Here is a 22807-nt window from a genome sequence, read left to right as displayed (position 1 = left end):
ATAATGAAACAACCTTATTTACTCTTAACACCTGGCCCACTCAGTACTACGGCGAGTGTTAAGGATGCCATGCAAATCGACTACTGCACGTGGGATAGTGATTATCGCCAGGTCACTGAAACGATTCGCCAGCAGATTCTGGCCATGGCTCAAGCCGATGCTGAGACGTACACGACGGTGCTCCTACAAGGGAGTGGTAGTTTTGGCGTCGAAGCAACGATTGGAACTGCCGTACCACGCACCAAAGCCACTTTGATGATTGCCATCAACGGGGCGTATGGGCAACGAATCAGCCAAATTGCTGAATATTACGGTATTCCGCACGTTGACGTCGTCTTCAATGAAGATGAAGCCGTTGACCCAGCGCGCATCGAAGCGACCTTGACTGCGCATCCGGAAATCACGCATTTTGCCACGGTCCACAGCGAAACGACGACTGGGATTCTAAATCCAATCGAAGCATTGATGCCAATTATGCATGCACACGGCATCGTAACGATTATCGATGCGATGTCTAGCTTAGGCGGCGTTCCCATCAATGTGGATGAACTCGACTGTGATTACCTCATCAGTAGCGCGAACAAGTGTGTTCAAGGGGTTCCGGGCTTTGCCTTCATTATTGCCAAGCAAGCGACCTTGGCACAAACCGTCGACAATGCACGTTCACTCTGCTTAGACTTGTACGACCAATGGCAAGCGATGACTAAGCAACCGGGTAAGTGGCGCTTCACTTCCCCAACCCACGTGGTCCACGCCTTTGCACAAGCGTTAATTGAATTGCAAGCTGAAGGCGGCGTCGCACCACGTTACGAACGCTATCATGCTAACCAACAATTATTGAGTGACGGTATGCAAGCACTCGGATTTGATTTGGTGATTGATCCAGCAATTCAAGGCCCAATCATTACTTCGTTTAAATATCCAAACACTGATTTCGATTTTGCCGATTTTTATCAGTTCATTAAGCAACGGGGCTTTGTCATCTACCCTGGTAAAGTCTCCAACATCCCTAGCTTCCGTATTGGAACAATTGGTGATGTAGAACCTTCAGATATCCAACGGTTACTGACAATTATTGGTGATTACCAACAACTGCATCAATAGTTATTAAACAACTCCAAAATCACTAGTAAAACCCGAATTGTAGGCACCCCATCACCATTCCTACAGTTCGGGTTTTATTAGTTTGTCTACTCGCTTGAGATGGTAAAGCCTTTATGCTAAAAGTGAAAGGCAGGACTATCGACGAATTTCATGGCATTTTAGCAACATTTAAATGCGACAAGTCAGTGTAATGCTGATTCAAAGTTTGCTTGAAGTTACTGCAATTAAATATCCATTGGTCAATTGCACTCAGATAGGTGGCCGTTCATCTGCCATTCGAGCGGCTTCCCGACTGTCCGGACCGCCGGACAATGCTCAAGGGCGAAGTTCTTCTTGTCCGGGTGAATTTCCCGGGCTAGAAGAAGACTCGTATTTGAAATTGCGCAGTGGGGTTCTGCGTGAGTTCAAATCGATGTCCGCCCTGTTCCAGCGTTGTCAGCCAGCCCTGAAAGTCGGAATAAGGCGTGCATCGGCCGACGAACAGGAATCCAGCAACTAGCATGATTTAATCATAATTCGTGCCAATTCAGCGAGCACAATACACATAGAACCCAAAAATCAGCCCTAAACTCATCAAGCTTCGTGAGTTTATGGCTGATTGTGTTTTTCATTAATTACCCGGCAAGTGGCGTCAGACGGTCAGTTTATTGACGGTCGTCGTAGCCGTTTGGATGCTTTTGGGTCCAAGCCCAAGCCGTTTTGATGATGTCATTGACGTTATCATAGTTTGGCTTCCAGCCGAGTACTTCGCGCGCCTTGTCGCTGGCTGCCACGAGTGAGTCGGGATCACCAGGACGACGTGGGGCTAAAGCTGCGGGAATTGGTTGGCCGGTCACTTCCCGGGCTGCAGCTAACATTTGCTTGTTTGAGAAACCAGTTGAAGAACCGAGGTTGAAGGCGTTACTTTCGTTACCCGCAGCCAAGTACTTCAAGGCCAAGATGTGGGCATCCGCCAAGTCGATGACGTGGACATAGTCGCGGACATTGGTCCCATCTGGCGTGTTATAGTCATCACCGAAGATTTTCAGCTCATCGCGTTTACCTTGAGCCACTTGTAAAATAATTGGCACCAAGTGTGTTTCTGGGCCATGGTCTTCACCAATACTGCCATCGGGCTTAGCACCCGCAACGTTAAAGTAACGTAAAGCAACGAATTTGATACCATAAGCAACATCCGCCCAGTGCATAATTTGTTCCATCATTAACTTACTTGCACCGTATGGGTTGATTGGCAATTGCGGGTCAGTTTCCTTGATTGGAATCTGTTCCGGTGTGCCATAAGTGGCTGCCGTAGATGAGAAGACGATCTGCTTCACATCATGTGCTTGCATCGCTTCTAGCAACGTAATCATTCCACCCGTATTGTTGTCAAAATACTTCAATGGTTTTGACATTGATTCAGGTACGATTGAGAAGGCCGCGAAGTGTACGACCGCCGTAATCGATTCGGTATCAAAAACGTGGTTTAAAAAGTCTGCATCCCGTAAATCACCTTGATAAAACTTGGCAGCTGAATTGACCGCTGCTCGGTGTCCAGTCACCAGGTTATCGACAACGACCACGTCGGTACCGTGTTCAACTAACCGGTCGACCATATGAGAACCAATATAACCGGCTCCCCCTAAAACTAAAATTGACATAATGAACCTCCCCTGTATGGATGTTTTAATCATAGCATACTGTCACGTTAATAACTGCACGAAAAACGTGCTTTCTAATTGACCGAACAATCAGCCTGCAATTGAACTGAGGCCAATCACAAGACGCGACAATTAGTCGATTGGTGCGGGTAACGTCCGCCACTGAATCGTCACTTCACAACATTTTTCGTCCCCGACTTCAATTAAATGACTGGTCGTCACTTGGTCTGCTTGTTCGCTGGATAAAATGTTGGCGTGCGCCATCACCGTCTGGCCGTACTTCACTTCATTTTCGTAACGCACATCAATATGCACTAAGTCGTGTTGCAACAAGAAATCTGCAGGTAACGTATCGACCAGCCAATCAAAGTAATGCGCGTTATTCACGTGCCGATTCGGGTCAATGTCAAAGAAACGCACGTGGTAGGGCTTAGTAATGGTATCCGCCGTCTTTTCAAAGCTAATCGGACGTGGCAAGCGTGGAATCCGTTTGACCGCCTCGGACTGATAAGGTGCAACCAGTTCCGGCAAAATTTTGACAATTCGCCGGGTCTTCTGACTCATCAATACCCAAATACTCGTGATGTATGCCAACTGTTGGCCATCCGCATCCCGAATCCAAAATTCGCGGTAAGCAAAGTAGGGATTGTAAGCACTGCCCCGCACCGCGATGGTTACCACCTCATCTTGGCGAGGCATCCGGGTAATGTCCATGGCATACTGGGTGACGACCCAGCCGACTCCATGACCCTGCACAAAATCCGTGGTCAGCCCCAGCGCGTCACTCTGATCTTCGGAAGCTAGGACGGCGATGTCAATCAAGGTCGTCAGCGTCGCACGACCCGTTCGGTCACATTCATAGTAAGTAATCCGGTGCTGTTCACTGTAAAGACTCGCAGTTGCGCCTAAAGTTGCCATTAATTAAGACTCCTCATCGTTAGGTTTTAGTTCGTGAAATTGATTATAGACCGTCTGCCGAGCTAAATTGCGGCGTTTGGCAATCGTTTTGATAGCGGCGTTGGGCTTGTCACCAGCTGCAATCAGCGCCTCGACTTGGGCCTTGATTGGCAGTTGTGCTAACTCATCCGTAGCGGCCGGTTCGTCCGTATTCGGATTACCGCCAATCAGGAGGACAAATTCCCCCTTTAGCTGGTGGTCCTGTGCCCAGGCGACCATCTCCGTTAAGGTGCCCCGCGCGAATTCCTCGTAGCGTTTCGTCAGCTCACGACAGGCGACGATTGGCCGACTGCCCTCACAAACAGTTGCCAGTAAGGCCAAGGTCTTCGCCACCCGAAATGGAGATTCGTATAACACGACTGTCTCATGACGTTGTGCTAATTGCGCCAGGTCAGCTTTTTGCTCATTCTTTTTGCGTGGTAAGAAGCCGTAGAAATAAAACGGCTGGGGAACGAGTCCAGAGGCAATCAACGCGGTCAAACCCGCATTCGCTCCGGGCAACGGGACGACTGGAATATTGGCTTGAATACAAGCCGCCACTAGCTCCTTGCCCGGATCACTGATCGACGGCATCCCAGCATCACTGACTTGTGCCAGATTTACGCCCGCTTGTAACTTTTCCACCAGTTGGGGAATCCGTTCCTGCGTGTTGTGTTCATGGAAACTAATTTGTTTCGTCGTAATTTCAAAATGATTCAATAATTTTTGCGTATTGCGCGTATCTTCTGCGGCAATTAAATCGACCGTTTTGAGCGTTTCGACTGCGCGATAGGTCATGTCTTGTAAATTACCGATGGGCGTAGGAACTAAATATAACGTCCCGACGCCGGCGTGTGCCGCAAAGCTTTGTTGTGTTTGCAAAGTATCCTCCTAACTCTACTCGTCATTGCCTGTCTACTGACTTAATTTCGGTCGCCAGAAGCACAAAAAGCCTGGGATTGCCCCAGACTCTAATGACTATGCACGTTCGCGTTCACCATAAATGACTTCTAGGCAGAAAACACAGGATTCGTCATCATCACGTCGTTTGCCATAGAATTGGTTGCAGACATGAAACCCTTCATCGTACAACTTTTCTAGGTTCTGGCGTGACTTTGAGAGCGTGGTCGTGCTGGTTGTTTTTTTCGGCAATTCGTTTTCAATCTCGACCATGTGTTCACGTAAATGTTCATTTTCAATGACCAATTCCGCATTCTTTTCTAACACTGTCGTCATATCTGCGCGTAATTTGGCCATTTTGTCTAGCATTTGTTGCATCTGTTGTTCCATATCACCGAAACTATCGTATAAATCACGCTTATCCACGCGCTCACCCTCGTTTTCCTTTAATTAAGCGTTTGTTTGAAAAATCGGCCATAACTTTAAGGTTAGGCCCTCTAAGACATTCTGAAAACTAATATTGCTAGCTAACTGTCGCTTTGCAGTTAGGGCTAGCTCAGTCGCGGCAATCAACTGGTCATCACTCAACCGAGTCGTTAATGCCGTCAATTCCTGCTGGTACTGACCAAACGTCAATGCGGTCGTTGCCACTTGAAAATGTAGTTGTAATAAATCCTGAAACAGCGCGGCGATCAAATCTAGCATCACCAGCTGATGGTCGGCATCCTTCGCTAATCCGACTAGGTTGACTTGCACTGCCACAAAGCTGCGCGAATCACCCTTAACCGCCTGTTCAAACCACCGCCACAAGGCCTGTGATGCTTGTGGCAACCAGTTGTCCTCAAGGAGCGCCTGTGCCTGAGTGACGCTACTCGTCAACGAGCGGGCCATCTGGGCTTGATTGGGGGCGATTCCGGCCTGCTCAAACGTCTGTTGCAACGCTTGGGCGTTGAGTGGCGGAAATTCAATGACCTGCGTCCGGGAAATGATCGTCGGCAGCATCAACTGTTTATTGGTCGTTAGGAGTAGCGCCGTCACGTTGCCGCTCGGTTCCTCGATAAACTTCAATAGACTGTTGGCAGCGCTGGCAGTCATCTTTTCGGCATCACTGATAATAAATAACTTGCGATTACCCTCAACGGCACTCTTAGAGAATTCGGCTTTTAAGTACCGCACTTGGTCCACATGAATCCGTTGCCCTTCAGGCGCGACCGTTACGATGTCTGGGTGCGACCCATTGGCGATGCGGACGCATTCCTCACAGGTGCCATCCGGTTCGCCATCGTCAGTCACGTGCAGGCAGAACAACCGTTGCGCGATCCAGTGGGCCAATTCTGGTTGCCCAGCGCCCTCCATGCCCGCAAACAAGTACGCGTGTGCGAGATGGTTCTGGGCGATAATGTGTTTAAATGCCGCTAACAAACGGGGTTGTTTGGCAGTTAACGTTTGCGCAAATGAATCGGTTGCCATTAATCATCATCCTTCATTAAAGTTAAACGTTAAAATCGACCCATTAAAATTGATGAAATTGTTCGATTGGTAAGACAAAGACCGTGGCCCCACCGACCTGGACTTCGACTGGATAGGCGGACGCGCCGTCCATCGTCACGTCTAAGTTAACGGGTGGTGTCATGAATTGCTCACGTGCATGACTAGTCTCTTTAATCATCGCCAAAACTTCATCGACGCGTTCGTCTTCAATCCCAATCATAAAGGTGGTGTTTCCTGAACGCAAGAAACCACCAGTCGTTGAAAGCTTTGTTGCGCGGACGTTGGCTTCGATAAATTGGCTGCTTAACCGGTTACTGTCCTTATCTTGGACGATTGCAATAATTAATTTCATTCGCGTTCCCCTCCCTCGGTAGCCATGTAAGTTGGTAACTTCGTCGTCATGATTTGAATGGCTTGCGTGACGACTTCTTCTAATGGTTGACTGGCATCGATGCGCTTAATGCGCTCCGGATGATCAGCCAGTAATTGTAAGTATGCTGCTTGGACACGATGATGAAAGCTGAGGGCTTCCACGTCCAAACGATTGATTTCATTTTGTCGATGTTGTTGAATCCGGTTCAATCCGACCGCGGCGTCAACGTCAAAGTACAACGTTAAGTCCGCCGTTAGTCCCTTGGTCGCAAACTGGTTCATGTCATAAACGGCCTGTTCACCGATCTCGCGGCCAGCACCTTGATAGGCCACGGAACTGTCGAGATAGCGGTCACATAAGACTAATTGGCCGCGGTCTAATGCTGGTTGAATTGTTTGAACAATGTGTTGCCGGCGCGCGGCCGCATATAATAAAGCCTCCGTGCGATCATCCATTGCCGTATTGTTACGATCCAAAATAATGTTCCGAATCGCTTCTGAGATTTGATTACCGCCCGGTTCACGCGTCACGACTAAGCGATCCCCTAATTGCGGCTGTAACTGTGCCACAATCGCGTTTAAAGCTGACGTTTTACCGGCACCATCTGGCCCTTCAAAAGTAACTAATTTTCCTGTCAACATTCCCAATCCCATCTATTTTCTTATATGTAGCAATTGTACTTGATTTTGGAAGGCCTGTCTAATCCGGTTACCACTAGTGAGGGTATTTTTTGACCGATTTTTGGGGCGATAGCTACTACCAATTGTGGTTTTGACGATTTATTAAGTTAATTACTGATAGTTAGTAATGCTCAGAGTGTGAGGCTCAGGCGGGTTGGGACTGAGAATTAGCCTAGCTAGAGCGTTAAGTAGTGTATTTCCGCTTGGCGCTCTGGCGTAACAAACCTGAAGTCCCAATCTGCCCCGAACACGTTTCGGCAATATCGCGGGCAACGTGATAGCCATGACTCAAAAATCAGATCACCGCTAACTCAGCAATTTATATGAGTTCACGCTTCAAATCAAATCCATTCAAACTTGCCGTCCTGACAATGACATACTATCAGCTAATAAAAAACGCATTCCACTGACGGATATCAGCGAAATGCGTTTTTATGTTGGCACGACTTTTTAAGTCGACTACTTATCAATCACCGAACGCTGAATCGTCTGTCCATGGACTTGCCGCAACCGCGCTTCACGGTAGAGATACAAGTACTTGGCACGTGCTAACGCAGTCTGAGTGACGAGTTCACTCGTATTGTTATCGTAGACCGCCTCTTGGTTCTGCTTGGCGCGGTCCCAGTCGACCTTGGCCGCATTCAACGTCGTCAATAATTGTTCATCATACGTTGCTTTGGGGTGCTTGATCTTCTGTTTACGTTTAAACATACTAACACCTCCGAATTACATCTCTTGGCGACCTTCAACCGCCTTAAACAGGGTCATTTCATCCGCATACTGAATATCACTGCCGACCGATAACCCGTGAGCTAGCCGCGTTACTTTGATGCCGGCGGGCTTAACTAGTCGTGAAATATACATCGCAGTGGCTTCACCCTCAGGCGTGGCGTTGGTCGCGATGATCACTTCTTTGATGGCTTCATTTTGCTGGAGCCGTTTCAGTAAACTGGCAATGTTGATATCTTCCGGGCCCTTACCGTCGATTGGCGAAAGCACGCCATGCAGCACGTGATACAACCCGTTATATTCCTTGATTTTTTCCATTGCCATGACGTCCTTGGCTTCTTCCACCACCAGCACAGTGCTCTGGTCGCGCGACTTGTCCTTACAAATCACACACGGATCGTCTTCAGTGATATTGCCACAAATACTACAAAAATGCAGGTCCCGTTTGGCCGCAATCAGCGACTTAGCGAACTCGGTGACATCATCACCGTTCATATCAATCGTATAGAACGCCAGCCGTGTCGCCGTCTTGCCCCCAATGCCGGGCAACTTCATGTAACTATCGATCAACTTCGCAATTGGTTCTGGATACTGCATGTGCTTACCTCGTTTTTACTGTAATCCCTTAGTATACTTGCCCATCGTGCTTTGTGTCTGGTCATCGACCTTAGTCAACGCGTCGTTGACTGCCGCTAAGACCAAATCTTGTAACATGTCGACATCGTCTGGATCAACGGCGTCTGGGTTAATCGTAATATCTTGCATCTTCTTGTCGCCAGTGAAGGTCACTTTGACCATGTCGTCAGGCGCTGACCCGGTAAACGTCTGTTCATTTAGAGCAGCTTGTTCGGCCGTCATTTGTGCCTGCATCTTTTTCATTTGTTTCATCATACTTTGCATATTTCCCATTCCACGCATCATAATTATCAGTTCCTTTCATGGTTAGTCTGGCTGGACCTCGACTAGGTCACCAAACATGTTCTTCGCTTCTTCAACAACGGGTGCTTTGGCCGGTGCCTGCTTCTCAGGAGTGGCACCCCCTGGCTGATGAGTCGCCAAGTAATCCTTACGAATCTGCGGCCATTGCTCCTTAGGTACACACACGATCTTAGGTGCTTGACCCATCAAGCGGTCCAATCCATTACCGAGTGCATCAATCAGTGTCTGGTCATCGATCGCCTTTTGATAAACGAACGCGTAATCAAAGGCAACTACAACGCCATCCGCACTCGCGGCAACCGGCTGAGCAACGTGCATCAGCGCGCGTTGGGTCACACTCAAGATATTCATCAAATCGGTCCAAACGTCTCGGACCTTCAACAAGTCATTCTTGGTCGCCGCACCCAAAATCGGATAGATTTGGCTAACGTTGACCTTTTTAACAACTGGGCCACTGCTCGTACGCGGTTTCGCTGGCGCGGGTTTAGTGTTCCCACTACCTTGCGTCCGCAACGTTTTAACTTCATTTTGTAGTTGTTCAACTTGTTGTGCGAGCTTGTGCACTGTTGGATCTTCTGGATTGACGGCCGCGGTAGTTGTCGCTGGCTGAGCAGTTGCCGTTTGACCATCCAACTGCGCGAGTTTGACCGTCAAAACTTCCAAGTAAACGTCGGGATGCGTCGTGAACCGCATCTGCTGCTGAATATCATTCAGTGTTTTGACCATCTGATACAAGACTTCGGCGTCGATTTCCTTGGCAAAAGCCTCAAACTGTTGATCATCTTCACCCATGGCCACACTGTCGACCATTTCAGGGGCCTGTTGATAGAGTAACACGTCTCGCGTATAACTAATCAAATCTTCGATGAAGCGGTTCGCATCTTTACCTTCTTGTAAGATTTCGCGCATCGTCTCCAAGGCCGGCTTGGTCTCGTGGTGCGTCACCTGCGTCACATAATTGGCAAGTAACTGCTTGGTGACACTCCCAGTGACCATCAACGCATCATCTAAGGTGACCGTATTATCCCCGAAGGAAATCACTTGGTCTAAGATACTCAATGCATCCCGCATCCCACCTTCAGCGGCCGCCGCAATCACACGCAGCGCTTTTTCATCGTAGGTCACGTCTTTTTCATTCAGGATGTAGACCATTCGATCATAACTATCCTTGGCCGTAATCCGCCGAAAGTCAAAACGCTGGGTCCGCGAAATAATCGTTAACGGAATCTTATGTGGTTCGGTAGTGGCTAAAATGAAGATGACGTTTGCCGGCGGTTCTTCCAACGTCTTCAACAGTGCGTTGAACGCCCCGGTCGACAACATGTGGACTTCATCAATAATATAGACTTTATAATCCGCCTGGGTTGGTGCGTACTTGGCCTTATCACGGATATCACGAATTTCTTCGACCCCGTTATTGGAAGCAGCATCGATTTCGATGACATCGTTCAACTGCCCCTTGGTGATCGCCGTACACGTCTCACATTCATTGCACGGCTCCCCGTCAACCAGATGATGACAGTTGATGGCCTTCGCAAAAATCTTCGCTGCCGACGTCTTCCCAGTTCCCCGGGGACCAGTAAACAGATACGCATGGCTCGTCTGGTGGGTCATAATGGCATTTTTTAACGTCTGGGTAATCATTTGTTGCCCGACGATTTCATCAAAGCGTTGGGGACGCCAAACCCGATATAGTGCCCGATACATGCGATTCTTCCTTTCTTACATCAGTCATATTTTTGTTTTGTTATTAAAAAATCATTGGCTTGTGGTTCGTCAGTCGGCTCAAGAAGTCGGACTAAGGCGCATACCGGCTGACGAACAAGAATCCACCAACTGGCACGTTTTAATCAGCGTTAATGCTGAACAATCACCGACACAACGAATGTTACATTACTATATTAATACCATCCGTATGTGAATGCGACCTCAACTCAGTGTGCACGACAAGTCGTCATCCAAGCATTGGCCGTAAAAGCCAGTTAGGTTAAATAAAAAGCTCTCAACCGAATGGCTAAGAGCTGTTACATTTCATAAAAACAAAAGGCACAAGATGAAGCAAACTTAGTGCTGCTTCCTTCCGGACCTGACACGATTCGTAAATCCACCCTTGCCTTTTGGCCTTGCGGCAAATACTATAATACATGATTTTTCTGATAATTACCAGCCATCCGCCTAATTTTTTTCGGCAGCTGCTCGGCGGGCTTTCTTCGCCGCTTTCTTGCGTTTCCGAATGTCACGGAAGAAGTTTTCCAGCATCTCACCCGCTGGCCGTGCTAGAATGCGCTCATGGACCGTCACCTGATGATTCAAGCGCGTATCGTCCATCACTTGATACAAACTACGGACGGCGCCGGCTTTCGGATCCCGCGCACCGAAGTAAAGTTCTGGTACTCGGGCATTGATGATCGCGCCACTGCACATCAAGCAAGGCTCCAAAGTCACATAGAGTTGGCAATCTTCTAGTCGCCAACTATGCAAATACTCGCAGGCTTCTTGAATCGCAATGATTTCGGCATGCATCGTGGCATCTTGACCATGCTCGCGCAAGTTATGGCCGCGGCCAATGATTTCACCCTGGTGCACGATCACGGCACCAATTGGGACTTCACCAATCAGGTAAGCCATCCGCGCTTCATGCAACGCTTCTTGCATCCAGTCTTCCGCTGTTGGTTCTGCCACGACTATCCCTCCTTTACACTCTGCAATATATAGTAGCCTTTATCCTTTTTAATAATCTGACAATTACCAAAAGTGGCCTGCATCAACTTCTTCGCAGAGGGCGCCCCCTGCTTCTTCTGTAAGACAACGGTCAGGGTTCCGCCCACAGCGAGTCTTGAACTAGCCCCGGTCAACATTGCATCAACGACGGCCTTACCCGCGCGTACTGGCGGGTTCGTCACAATGGCCGCATAGTTGGTCGCCGTGACCTGCTCGTAAACATCCGACGTAAAAATATTAACGTTGGTGATGCCATTTAAGGCGACATTTTTTCGCGCCAGACTCAATGCTAATTCGTTGACGTCGACCATATCGACAGTCCGTTCTGGCGACTGATACGCTAACGCCATCCCGATTGGCCCGTAGCCGGTCCCCAAATCAAGAATCGGCCCATTCGGTAAATCGGTAGCGTCAAAGGCCGCTAGTAGCGTCCGCGAGCCGTAATCGACGGTCCGCTTAGAGAAGACGCCGTTGTCCGTTGTAAATTTAAATTGGTGATTAAAAATTTCAAAATTCCACTGCTTTTCATCATGCACAATATCCGGATTGTGTGTATAATAATAGTTGGTCATATTTATTTTCCTCTGAATTTCTGGTCTATATCTATGATAACTGATTCAACGAGTGAACCACAAATAATTTAAAAAAACTTTTCGTCGGTTAAAGGCTGACACTGACACAACATCTGGGGTTTGTGATTTTTACCACACCCTAGATGTTGTGTTTTTTGATTGTTTTTTTCACCACATGTTGTATACTAAATTTATCAGAAAAACGAGTTAGGATGATGAAAGATGAAAAAAGTTACCGTATTTACTAAAAACAACTGCATGCAATGCAAGATGACTAAGAAGTTCCTCACTGCGCACAATATCGCCTTTGAAGAAAAGAATATCAACACGAATCCTGAATACGTGGATTACTTGAAAGATCAAGGCTTCCAAGCAGTTCCCGTTGTTGAGATCAATGGCGAAGACAGTATTTCTGGCTTCCGTCCCGATGCTTTAAAACAATTAGCTGTCTAGTTTACCCGCGCTTTTTTGCGTGGTTACATAGCTGGTTTGTCTTACAAAATATCATGAACGACCCACAATCAGTTGGACGATGATTGTGGGTCGTCGATTTTGCCAGTCACTATTATTATATTGTAGAAAGAGGATTCCTTATGACCTTAAAAGATTTAAAAGACGTCACGTATTATGACTTGAATAATGAGATCAATATTCCCGTTAATAATCAGATTCCACTCAATAAAGACCAAGATGCACTCGCGGCCTTCCTTGAACAAAACGTTAAGCCCAACACGATGACCTTTGATAGTCTCAAAGCCCGGTTTGACTACTTACGTGAACACGACTATTTGGAAACCCCTGCCATCGACAAATATGATTTTAGCTTCATTGAAAAGCTTTACGATTACTTGCGGTCCCAAGATTTCCATTTCAAGACATTTATGGCCGCCTACAAGTTTTACGCCCAATACGCGTTAAAGACTGACGATGGCGACTACTACTTGGAAAACTTCATCGACCGGGTCGCAATGAACGCCCTCTACTTTGCGGACGGTGACGAAGGTCTTGCCATGGATTTGGCTGACGAAATCATTCATCAACGTTACCAACCGGCAACACCGAGCTTCTTAAACGCTGGTCGCGCGCGGCGGGGCGAATTGATTTCTTGCTTCTTGATTCAGTCGACGGATGACATGAACTCAATTGGCCGGACCATCAACTCCGCACTCCAATTATCACGAATCGGTGGTGGGGTCGGTATCAACCTCAGTAACTTACGGGGTGCCGGCGATCCCATCAAGCATATCGATGGCGCTGCTAGTGGTGTCGTTCCAGTCATGAAGTTATTGGAAGATAGTTTCTCATACTCCAATCAATTGGGACAACGCCAAGGTGCCGGGGTCGTTTACCTCAGTGTCTTCCATCCAGACATCATTTCCTTCCTCTCTGCTAAGAAGGAAAATGCCGATGAAAAGATTCGGTTAAAGACGTTGTCACTCGGTGTGACCGTTCCTGATAAGTTCTATGAACTAATCAAGGCGGACGCTGACATGTACCTATTTAGTCCTTACGGGGTCGAACGTGAATATGGGGTCCCGTTCTCATACGTCGATATCACTAAGGAATACGACAACATGGTCCAAAACCCGAACATCCGTAAGACTAAGATCAAGGCGCGTGACCTTGAAAATGAAATCAGTAAGTTACAACAAGAATCTGGTTACCCATACGTCGTCAACGTGGACACCGCTAATCGCGACAATCCAATCGATGGCAAAATCGTCATGAGTAACTTATGTTCTGAAGTGATGCAGGTCCAAACACCATCACTGATCAACGATCAACAACAATATGAAAAACTCGGTACCGATATCAGCTGTAACCTGGGTTCAACGAATATCGTTAACTTAATGGCTTCCCCTGATTTTGGTCACTCCGTTGAAGCAATGGTGCGGGCCTTGACGTTTGTCACTGACCACTCCAACGTCGACGTTGTGCCTTCGATTCAAAAAGGAAACCATCAGGCTCATACGATTGGTTTGGGTGCGATGGGGCTGCACGCCTACTTCGCCAAGAACCATATGGAATATGGGAGCAAGGAAGCTGTCGACTTCACGAACATCTACTTCCTACTCTTAAACTACTGGACACTGAAAGCTTCTAACGAAATCGCTCGTGAACGCCACGAAACTTTCGTTAACTTTGAAAAGTCGAAGTACGCGGATGGGACTTACTTCGACAAGTACACGACTCAAGATTGGCAACCGAAATATGACAAGACGGCCGCCCTCTTTGATGGCATCTTCATTCCAACCAAAGCAGATTGGGAAGCCCTCAAGGAAGCTGTTATGCGCGATGGCCTTTACCACCAAAACCGGATGGCAGTCGCTCCAAACGGCTCGATTTCTTACATTAATGATACGACCGCTAGCTTGCACCCAATCATCAATCGGGTCGAAGAACGGCAAGAAAAGAAAATTGGTAAGATTTATTATCCCGCTCCTTACCTATCTAATGATACAATTGGTTATTATAAGTCAGCGTATGATACAGATATGCGCAAAGTCATCGACGTTTACGCGGCTGCTCAGCAACACGTTGATCAAGGGATGAGTTTGACACTCTTCATGCGTTCAACGATTCCAGCTGGCTTATACGAATGGAAAGATGGTCGCACTGATAAGATGACCACGCGGGACTTGAACATTTTACGGAACTACGCCTATCATAAAGGGATCAAGTCCATTTACTACATCCGGACCTTTACCGACGATGATGGTGAAGTTGGCGTAAATGAATGTGAAAGCTGTGTAATCTAGTATCTTAGATCTCTAGGAGGATAACAAATGGCAACAGACTTGGCTTACTACCAAAAACTGCTCAGTAATGGCAACTATAAGGCAATTAACTGGGATCAAGTTTCAGATGCAATTGATAAAAGTACCTGGGAAAAACTAACGGAACAATTCTGGTTAGATACCCGGATTCCGGTCTCCAACGATATGGCAGACTGGCGTGAATTAGATGACGACCATCGTTGGGTGGTTGGACACGTGTTCGGCGGGTTAACACTGCTTGACACCTTACAATCACAAGATGGCTTGCAAGCACTTCGGCGAAATGTCTTAACGTCTCACGAAACGGCCGTTTTGAATAACATCCAATTCATGGAATCGGTCCACGCAAAGAGTTACTCAACGATTTTTGAAACGTTGAATACGCCTGACGAAATCAACGAAATCTTCGACTGGAGTGACAGTGAAGAATTCTTGCAAACTAAGGCACAATGGATCTACAAGCTTTACGATAATATCGATGAAGACCCATTGAAGCAAAAAGTAGCGAACGTCTTCTTGGAAACGTTCCTGTTCTATTCCGGTTTCTACACACCGCTATATTACTTGGGTCATAACCAATTACCAAACGTCGCCGAAATCATCAAATTGATTTTACGGGACGAAAGTGTTCATGGCACTTACATTGGTTACAAGTTCCAATTAGGCTTCAAGAACCGTTCCGAAAAGCAACAAGCCGAATTCAAAGACTGGATGTTCGACTTCCTCTACAAGCTTTACGAAAACGAAGAAAACTACGTGCACCTCGTTTACGATCAAATTGGCTGGTCAGATGAAGTTTTGACCTTCAGTCGTTACAACGCCAATAAAGCCTTGATGAACTTGGGTCAAGACGCCCTCTTCCCAGACACGGCCGAAGACGTTAACCCAGTGGTCATGAACGGGATTTCAACGGGGACTTCTAACCATGACTTCTTCTCACAAGTTGGGAATGGCTATCGGTTAGGTCAAGTTGAAGCCATGCAAGATACCGACTACGATATTGGTGAACCAGACGACTAAAACGTCTCGTCAGTACGAACGTTGTTAGTTGGTATCACGGTGTTATTAATTAAAATGCGGCTCGGCAGCGGGTCGCATTTTTGCTAGGAAAATTTATTTTGGGGGTCGTTTCAAATGGCAATTCATAATATTTGTGTCTTTTGTGGGTCCAATTCTGGTTTGGACCAAGCTTTTAGTGATAAGACGGTCGCGTTAGGCAAATACCTCGCTGCCAATGATTATCAACTGGTCTATGGTGGGGGTGACCATGGCCTGATGGGGAAAGTCGCCAAAGCAACCATGACGGCTGGTGGGCGCGTGATTGGTATCATTCCCCACTTTCTCGTCGAACGCGAACTCGCTTTCAAAGAAGTGACGACGTTCATCGAAACGCGTACGATGACGGAACGGAAAGAAAAGATGTTGCATCTCGCCGACGCATTCATTGTCTTACCCGGTGGCTTCGGAACGTTTGAAGAATTCCTGCAGATGCTCTCATGGAGTCAGATGGACATCCATCAAAAACCAATCGCCCTGTACAACATTGACGGCTTCTACGATGACCTGGTCAACATGCTGCAAAAGACCGCCGATTTGGGCTTTGCACCGGAAGCAAACCTTGACCTGTTTATTAATGGTCATGATTTGGACGAAATCTTCGACGGCTTCCAGCACTTTAAACACGTCCTACCGCCTAAATATACGAATTAAGTCGCTCGCCACACCGTTATTCGCGTGGCGCTACGATGCATGACAACCAAAAGACCCGACGTACACGTCTAATTGAAAGACGGTGCGTCGGGTCTTTTGTTGTGTGCGAAGTCGTGTTAATGGGGCTGAATCTGGGCGCGTGTCATCAAGCGGAAATACCGCCACCAATTCATAGTCAATCCCAAAATTTCCAACTAGCGCGTGGGCCATCCGTTTTCTGATGATACTTGAGATAGATCGTCCCGGCCTGTTCCCGCATGACGAGTGGAATCTGATTGCGGCGAATCACCCGAACGCCACTGACGTACGAGCCCTTGTGTTTAACTAGCACCCACCGGGCAGACTTAGTCGGTTGCCCCGAGTAGAACTTCAACCACTCTCCGTTGCCAAAGGAATCATCTGACACGTACGTATCGGCCATCCCCGTCACTTTAGTTGGCAAAATACCATAGCCAAGTTTCGTGCTTAAAAACGGATTCACGCGGTCGATCATCTCAATTTGATTCCGATGCCCCCAACTCAGTAAGCCGAATAGACTGGCTAATAAAACTAGCATACTGATGATGACAATCAAACTACGTAAATAGCGCCGTTTCAGCTGTACATCCCGACTAATCTGATGAACCACCGGCACTACGGGGACTTCCTCAGATTTAAGTAGCTTATCTAATGAGATGTTCAAACGGTCACTCAATTCGACCAAGGTATCTAAGTTGGGATACGTACTGCCATTTTCCCAACGTGAAACCGTCTGTCGGGTCACGTGTAATTGGTCTGCCAATACTTGTTGGGTTAACCCTAACGACTCTCGTTGCTGTTTTAACGCTGGCCCTAATTCCAATTCATCAAATCCTTTCTGTTATCAAGTTCAGCATACCGGCAAGCCTCGCTAAAAGTCGAGCAACTATCGTGTTACAACCTGTTACATCGGGCTTTGGTGCAATCATTATTTTTGCCATCAATTTTTACTTAGGATCCTCATTTACGAACGTCCCCATGACCACCCCTGGTATTGACAGATTGCGGCACCGACGTATCCGAGTGAACAGCGGCCGTCCTAAAAAAAGACACGCCGTCACTGCTAGCAACGACGCATCCCATTCAATTATTTCAACCGTTTGAATAACCACACTGGTCGGCGTTGACCAGATTTATGCACCCGCGTATTTACCACCTGCAGCAACTGGAGGATGGTGAAAATCAGCGAATTGCGTTTACGGTAGGCGATGTACTTCGGCGCCCAATCCGTCACATATTTTTCCTTATAGGAACGCAACCCTTGGAACCCGTATAGCTGATACCCGTACTCATAAATCAAGTGTGCAATCTTTTCTTGAATAAAACTATACCGGGAGACGCCGACGCCGGATAATGGCGCCATTCCCATATTGAAATAGGCATAGCCGTCATCGCGTGCTTGCTCAAATAAATGCACGAACACCGTATCCATGATGCCGGATGGTGCGGCCTTACTTGAACGCATTAAGTCAATCGAGGTCGTTTGGTGATTCCCTTGCGGCATGATGTTGGCGAAAGCAACGATCCGGTGCTCAGGATCATACACGACGGCGATGGGCGCCTGATTCAAGTAGGACTCATCAAAGAAGCCCAACGAGAAGCCTTTTTCCGTCTCACCGGCTAGCCAACTGTCTGAAACGGCCCGCAGCTCGGCCATGACTTCTGCGCTAAACGGTGGTTGCAAGACCGCAAACTCATACTGATCACGCGCAAATTTATTCATTAACGCGCGTTCACCGCGGAGCCGTTTACCAGCCAGACTAAAATCAGCTAGTTTAACATGACCTTCCTCACCCGTTTTGATGAAGTCAAAGCCCATCTCATGCAGCCGCATCGTCAGCGTCTCGTTGATTTCATAAAATACCAGCGAACAGCCATCACTATCGGCATCGTCTAGCAATTGTTCAAGCGCCGCCTGGAGCACCGCCTGATTGCCAAACGGCTCACCCATGATAATTAATTTATCCGCCTTGAGCTGATACAAGAAGATGAGTTGGTCTTGGCCATCAACTTGGTAATAGTAAGCTAACTTATCATTCAAGTAAGCTAAATGTGAAATTTCATTACCACCATAGTTGTCGATGACCTGCTTGACCCGCGCGGCATCCACGGTTTGCTGTAAACGCTGGTTGTGACCGCTGGCAAAATATCGATACATCAAAACTAAAATCATGGCAGCCAGGACGAGTCCCAGCACCCCAAATAACCAGAGCTTCTGTGACGGGAAGAATAGTGCTTCGGGAACCGCGTGCCGGTGATGGATCTGCGGCGCGTTGTAGACCCCCACGATCGTGTACAACACGAAGGTCACGACGTAGACACAACCAACCCACAACGTTTGCCCCCACGAAAAGGCCATCCGGTCGCGATAATAGGCGTGCCGTGACAGTGCTACCAACGCCAGAATAATGACTAGGAAAATAATAAATTTCATGGAAATTGCATCATAGACGACTAACCAGCGAATCGTATTCAAAATTGCGACCAGCAGAACGATCACGGTCGGCCAAAACGCCTTTTTGACCCGTCCGGCCGTTCCCAACGCGACCCCAATTAGTAGAAACGCCATGATGATACTACTTGCTTGGTTAATGAAAAAGAACGTGTACGGGTAGAACTGCAAGAACAGTTTATTATTGTACGCGAAGTTGGGGACCGTCGACATGAGCAGCATCAAGAAGCCAGAGACGTACAGAAAGACCGTCAAGACCATCTGAGCGCCCCGTTGCAAGGCTTGCTTAGGAATCCCTGCCAATCGAACGTTGAGCCGATGTCCCGTATCATGGACGAATAGCACTAGCCCAATGGCAAACGGAATAATATAGTAGAATAATCGATAGAACAACAGCCAGGCGACGGCATCTGGGCGCGAAACGCCGACCGCTGCCAGGCCAAAAATCATGAAGACGTCAAACGAGCCGATTCCGCCGGGCACCATTGAAACCTCACCAACGACCGAGGCAATCACGAATAACGGGACGACTGCCGCAAAATCGATTGGCAGTCCCATAAAGTTCCCAATCAACAGGAAGAACAGTACGCAGCCGGTCCATTCACCAAATGAGCCACTCAATAAGCGCACGACATTACCTAGTGTCAAGCCATCAAAAAATTCCGAATCATTGACCCGGGTAAAAATAAAAATGGCTGGAAAATACAAGGCCCCACCGACGAGCCAAATCCAGTAAGTCCCATACATTTGACCAATGCCGAAGCCATAAACTAGGACCAGCGAAATCATACAGTACAGTGATAGGCCCGAGACCAAAAATAACGCGATTTTAGAAATTGCAAATACGATTTGTTTTTTAGTCGCTTCACGGTTATAAAAGTTAGCGCGCAAGGACGCACCCAGCACGCCACCAAAGCCACCAATATTCGTAAAGGTATTGGTGATCCACCCCGCTTTTAGAATATAGCCCAATGAATAGTGATTGGGCAAAAACTTCGTAATCATCACATCGTATGTCAGCATTGGCGTGACGGCAACAATCCCAATCACGACCATGCTCAATAGATGCCACCAACTTTGCGAAGCCAGTGCGGTCGCCAACTGCGCACCGCTGACCTCCTTCGCGATTTTGCCGACTTCTGAAATCACAAATAACAGGACGGAGAACACAAACAGCGCCTTAATGATCCCCATGCGTTTATTGATTGCCGCCCCGATTTTCTGTAACCTTGCCTTCAAAAAAATTCCCCCATCTGGTCTGTTTGTTCCTATTATCGCAATCTTAGCCTGTTTATACAACCGTTATCGGCGTTTTACGGCGTCCGAGTGCCCGATTGAACTAATAATTTCACATTACTAACTTTAAGCTGAACCGCCGGACTTTACCAGCAATTTGCAACCAATCATCCATCCGCAAGCAAACCACCCGATTCTCCAAACCGCAGTCCACTAGTATTCTGACAGCCAAGTAGCCTTTACCCGCGGTTACCGTTTCTGTATAATAATATTCATATACTTACCAAGGGGGAGACACACATGCACCATGCTAAACAGCTTGCAATTATCTTTGCGAGTTTATTCATTTTAACGGGCTGCACCACGACTGCGCAAGATTCTGCCAAGCAGACCAGCACCAAAACGCAGGTGGTTCGCGTCACGAAACGGACTAAGGCCAACAAGACTGCTTGGGCCAAAGCACGCGCAGCTAGTCGAGCAAACGCCGCATCAGCTAAGGCGCTCAGCTCAAGCGAAAAACAACTCTCACTGGCCGCTAGTCAGGCTGATTCACAATCTGACCAACTCGCAAGTTCCACCGCTGCCGTCAAAGCTTCTTCACGTGCGGCGTCCAAATCCGCTGCCAGCGTTGCCGTAGCCGCATCAAAGTCACAGTCCAAGGCTGCATCCGAAGCTGCGAGCGAATCTAAACAAACGGCCCAAAGCCAGACTGCTTCCACTCAGACCAGCCATGCCAACCGGACCTCGGGCGATACCAACACTGCGCAAACGGGCCGCATCGTCGGTAACCGCAATTCAAAGATTTACCACGTTGAAACGGGGCAAAACTACCGGATGGCGGGTAAAAATGCGATTTATTTTAGTACAGAAGCCGAAGCACAAGCTGCTGGCTACCGCAAGTCACTACGTTAGGGGGAAGCACATTGGGAATCATCGGAACACTTATTTTATTGGCCGCAATCTACTGGGGTTGGCGGAGCTATCGCCATTATCCCGGACGGCAATGGTGGCGGCACGGTTGGCCCGCGCTACTCTTATTGCTCGTCAGTATTGGACTCTTTAGTCTACCGGGGAAGCAGGCACAACCGACAGTCAAAACGAAGACCGTCACCAAAACACACCTAGTTACCGCAACCAATGATCAAAAATTGACGGCGCTTCAAGAAGCGAACTCGGCCTCTGCCAGTAGTTTAAAGCAAGCTGCCAAGCAATTATCAAAAGACAAAACACAAGTCGATAATCAGAAGAAAAAGAACCAACAAGCTGGTGCAACGTCCAAAACGGCCGCAACCACCACTACCGGAAGTAATCCAAGTAACGCAGCGTTGGCCAACAAAGCCTACGCGGGTCAACAGACGATCACCGTCAATCAAAATCAGCCGGCGTTTAGTCGTGACGACCTCAGTACCAGCCGCGGCGCCTGGCAAAAATACGGCGACTTAGACCAACTGAACCGGGTTACGGCTGCCAACGCCCTACTCAACCAATCACTGATGCCTAAGGCCGAACGTGAGGCGCTCAACGTCCAACCAACTGGCTGGCATAATAAACGAATCAGCAGCGGCTGGCTCTATAATCGCAGTCACTTGATTGGTTACCAGTTGACTGGTCAAAATAATAACATCAAAAATCTGATGACCGGAACTCGCACCTTGAATGACCCCGAAATGACGACTTACGAAGACCAAGTTGCGGACTATTTGAAAGCCAGTCCCAATAACTACGTCCGCTACCAAGTAACCCCAATTTTCAGGGGCAACGAATTGTTAGCCCGTGGTGTTCAAATGCGTGGTCAATCTGTTGGCAGCAACGCCGTTAGTTTTAACGTTTATATCTTCAATGTTCAGCCTGGGATGACGCTGAATTATAATGATGGGACTAGTTCGGTGAGTCGCTGATTGAGTTGATTGCTATTGCCTTAAATAAAACTGGAAGTGACGCGCACTTCCAGTTTTTTTACGTATTTAGTTAATGACGGGTGTTTGATACTATCATTGAAGAGGCCGAAAATAACAAATTCAGCATTAAGACGGCTAATACGGGGTCATCACCTACAGTCACTGGCTCAACCACGCGAAAAGAATAGTGTCTATTTTGATCAGAAAATTGACTTGAACATCTTAATACAATAAAATAGGGAAAATGAGATGGTTGGTAATCAGCGATGATAAGCCGACTAGAACAAAAGGCATTTTCTTCTATTAGGAGAGGATGCCTTTTTTCTTTGACAAAATCGAACAGTCGGTTTATCCCGGTTTCAAGGGCAGCAAATTGTTAGCCCGTGGTGTTCAAATGCGGGGCCAATCTGTTGGCAACAATGCCGTTAGTTTTAACGTTTATATCTTCAATGTTCAACCCGGAATGACGCTGAATTATAATGATGGGACTAGCTCAGTTAGTCGCTGACATGTACATTCGGAATCCATAGTCGCTCATATATCAAAATACCCAACAAGTGTAGTATAGTTGTCTACAAGGTAGCCGCATAATGAAAAATGTTACTAACATGCCTGCTCTCAGCTTAATACG

22 protein-coding genes, 1 other RNA gene and 1 pseudogene are annotated in these 22807 nt (G+C 47.6%); 8 read left to right on the top strand and 16 right to left on the bottom strand.

Features of this window, described 5'->3' with window-relative positions:
• Positions 1 to 3: 3 nt before the first annotated feature.
• A complete protein-coding gene (phnW, locus tag MZO40_RS12315; RefSeq protein ID WP_105961339.1) occupies positions 4 to 1104 on the top strand; it encodes a 2-aminoethylphosphonate--pyruvate transaminase in 1101 nt (366 codons plus the stop codon).
• Between the two features lie 644 nt (positions 1105 to 1748).
• Here the strand turns inward: phnW and galE are convergent.
• The 14 genes from galE to MZO40_RS12245 all read right to left on the bottom strand — a co-directional run bounded on the left by galE (position 1749) and on the right by MZO40_RS12245 (position 12085).
• Positions 1749 to 2744: a UDP-glucose 4-epimerase GalE gene (gene galE / locus MZO40_RS12310; RefSeq protein ID WP_105961340.1), complete on the bottom strand. Its 996-nt coding sequence runs from the start codon at positions 2742 to 2744 to the stop codon at positions 1749 to 1751.
• Between the two features lie 132 nt (positions 2745 to 2876).
• Complete coding sequence (locus tag MZO40_RS12305) at positions 2877 to 3662, bottom strand: acyl-[acyl-carrier-protein] thioesterase (protein WP_088770002.1); 786 nt, start codon at positions 3660 to 3662, stop codon at positions 2877 to 2879.
• Positions 3663 to 3665: 3 nt separating this feature from the next.
• Entirely contained in the window at positions 3666 to 4562 is an 897-nt protein-coding gene (rsmI, locus tag MZO40_RS12300) for a 16S rRNA (cytidine(1402)-2'-O)-methyltransferase (protein ID WP_105922685.1), read from the bottom strand.
• A 96-nt stretch (positions 4563 to 4658) separates the two neighbouring features.
• Positions 4659 to 5006 (bottom strand): DNA replication initiation control protein YabA, encoded by a 348-nt coding sequence (locus tag MZO40_RS12295; RefSeq protein WP_003637796.1) that lies wholly within the window; start codon positions 5004 to 5006, stop codon positions 4659 to 4661.
• A gap of 24 nt (positions 5007 to 5030) precedes the next feature.
• Positions 5031 to 6050: a DNA polymerase III subunit delta' gene (gene holB / locus MZO40_RS12290; protein WP_105961341.1), complete on the bottom strand. Its 1020-nt coding sequence runs from the start codon at positions 6048 to 6050 to the stop codon at positions 5031 to 5033.
• 43 nt (positions 6051 to 6093) lie between these two features.
• Positions 6094 to 6423, bottom strand: a complete 330-nt coding sequence (locus MZO40_RS12285) for a cyclic-di-AMP receptor (protein WP_050339173.1) — start codon at positions 6421 to 6423, stop codon at positions 6094 to 6096.
• Entirely contained in the window at positions 6420 to 7085 is a 666-nt protein-coding gene (gene tmk / locus MZO40_RS12280) for a dTMP kinase (RefSeq protein ID WP_101874008.1), read from the bottom strand. The genes MZO40_RS12285 and tmk overlap by 4 nt, the downstream gene beginning before the upstream one ends.
• Positions 7086 to 7583: 498 nt before the next feature.
• A complete protein-coding gene (locus MZO40_RS12275; protein ID WP_003637791.1) occupies positions 7584 to 7835 on the bottom strand; it encodes a YaaL family protein in 252 nt (83 codons plus the stop codon).
• A 15-nt stretch (positions 7836 to 7850) separates the two neighbouring features.
• Positions 7851 to 8450 (bottom strand): recombination mediator RecR, encoded by a 600-nt coding sequence (gene recR / locus MZO40_RS12270; protein ID WP_003637790.1) that lies wholly within the window; start codon positions 8448 to 8450, stop codon positions 7851 to 7853.
• Positions 8451 to 8465: 15 nt separating this feature from the next.
• Complete coding sequence (locus MZO40_RS12265; protein WP_003637789.1) at positions 8466 to 8774, bottom strand: YbaB/EbfC family nucleoid-associated protein; 309 nt, start codon at positions 8772 to 8774, stop codon at positions 8466 to 8468.
• A 21-nt stretch (positions 8775 to 8795) separates the two neighbouring features.
• Positions 8796 to 10499 carry a DNA polymerase III subunit gamma/tau gene (dnaX, locus tag MZO40_RS12260; RefSeq protein ID WP_105961342.1) on the bottom strand — a complete coding sequence of 568 codons (1704 nt, stop codon included), beginning with the start codon at positions 10497 to 10499 and terminating at the stop codon, positions 8796 to 8798.
• Positions 10500 to 10822: 323 nt separating this feature from the next.
• An RNA gene (ffs, locus tag MZO40_RS12255) (signal recognition particle sRNA small type) lies at positions 10823 to 10920 on the bottom strand.
• Between the two features lie 47 nt (positions 10921 to 10967).
• Complete coding sequence (gene tadA, locus MZO40_RS12250; protein ID WP_003637787.1) at positions 10968 to 11474, bottom strand: tRNA adenosine(34) deaminase TadA; 507 nt, start codon at positions 11472 to 11474, stop codon at positions 10968 to 10970.
• A 2-nt stretch (positions 11475 to 11476) separates the two neighbouring features.
• The gene (locus MZO40_RS12245; protein ID WP_050339177.1) at positions 11477 to 12085 is read right to left on the bottom strand and encodes a class I SAM-dependent methyltransferase; all 609 of its coding nucleotides are present in this window, start codon (positions 12083 to 12085) and stop codon (positions 11477 to 11479) included.
• Positions 12086 to 12307: 222 nt separating this feature from the next.
• Here MZO40_RS12245 and MZO40_RS12240 point away from each other — a divergent pair, with 222 nt between their 5' ends.
• From MZO40_RS12240 to MZO40_RS12225, 4 genes are all read left to right on the top strand, one after another.
• Positions 12308 to 12538: a redoxin NrdH gene (locus MZO40_RS12240; protein WP_003637785.1), complete on the top strand. Its 231-nt coding sequence runs from the start codon at positions 12308 to 12310 to the stop codon at positions 12536 to 12538.
• A gap of 140 nt (positions 12539 to 12678) precedes the next feature.
• The gene (gene nrdE / locus MZO40_RS12235; protein WP_050339178.1) at positions 12679 to 14844 is read left to right on the top strand and encodes a class 1b ribonucleoside-diphosphate reductase subunit alpha; all 2166 of its coding nucleotides are present in this window, start codon (positions 12679 to 12681) and stop codon (positions 14842 to 14844) included.
• A 27-nt stretch (positions 14845 to 14871) separates the two neighbouring features.
• Complete coding sequence (nrdF, locus tag MZO40_RS12230; protein WP_021336638.1) at positions 14872 to 15882, top strand: class 1b ribonucleoside-diphosphate reductase subunit beta; 1011 nt, start codon at positions 14872 to 14874, stop codon at positions 15880 to 15882.
• A gap of 114 nt (positions 15883 to 15996) precedes the next feature.
• Positions 15997 to 16572 (top strand): TIGR00730 family Rossman fold protein, encoded by a 576-nt coding sequence (locus tag MZO40_RS12225; protein ID WP_050339179.1) that lies wholly within the window; start codon positions 15997 to 15999, stop codon positions 16570 to 16572.
• 175 nt (positions 16573 to 16747) lie between these two features.
• Here the strand turns inward: MZO40_RS12225 and MZO40_RS12220 are convergent, their stop codons facing one another.
• Together MZO40_RS12220 and mprF are read right to left on the bottom strand one after the other, a co-directional pair.
• A complete protein-coding gene (locus MZO40_RS12220) occupies positions 16748 to 17413 on the bottom strand; it encodes a helix-turn-helix domain-containing protein (RefSeq protein ID WP_088770013.1) in 666 nt (221 codons plus the stop codon).
• A gap of 264 nt (positions 17414 to 17677) precedes the next feature.
• A complete protein-coding gene (gene mprF, locus MZO40_RS12215; RefSeq protein WP_101874013.1) occupies positions 17678 to 20281 on the bottom strand; it encodes a bifunctional lysylphosphatidylglycerol flippase/synthetase MprF in 2604 nt (867 codons plus the stop codon).
• A 297-nt stretch (positions 20282 to 20578) separates the two neighbouring features.
• Between mprF and MZO40_RS12210 the strand changes: the two genes are divergently transcribed.
• The 3 genes and pseudogenes from MZO40_RS12210 to MZO40_RS12200 all read left to right on the top strand — a co-directional run.
• A complete protein-coding gene (locus tag MZO40_RS12210) occupies positions 20579 to 21190 on the top strand; it encodes a cell surface protein (protein WP_105961357.1) in 612 nt (203 codons plus the stop codon).
• 11 nt (positions 21191 to 21201) lie between these two features.
• Positions 21202 to 22176 carry a DNA/RNA non-specific endonuclease gene (locus tag MZO40_RS12205; RefSeq protein ID WP_105920664.1) on the top strand — a complete coding sequence of 325 codons (975 nt, stop codon included), beginning with the start codon at positions 21202 to 21204 and terminating at the stop codon, positions 22174 to 22176.
• A gap of 346 nt (positions 22177 to 22522) precedes the next feature.
• Positions 22523 to 22684: pseudogene (locus MZO40_RS12200) on the top strand (hydroxyacid dehydrogenase); the annotation flags it as partial.
• Between the last annotated feature and the right edge of the window lie 123 nt (positions 22685 to 22807).

This window comes from Lactiplantibacillus sp. B652 (assembly GCF_023806745.1).
In the GTDB taxonomy this organism is placed as follows: domain Bacteria; phylum Bacillota; class Bacilli; order Lactobacillales; family Lactobacillaceae; genus Lactiplantibacillus; species Lactiplantibacillus pentosus.
The sequence above is the reverse complement of the archived record's forward strand: the minus strand, read 5'-3'. Positions and strand labels throughout refer to the sequence as shown.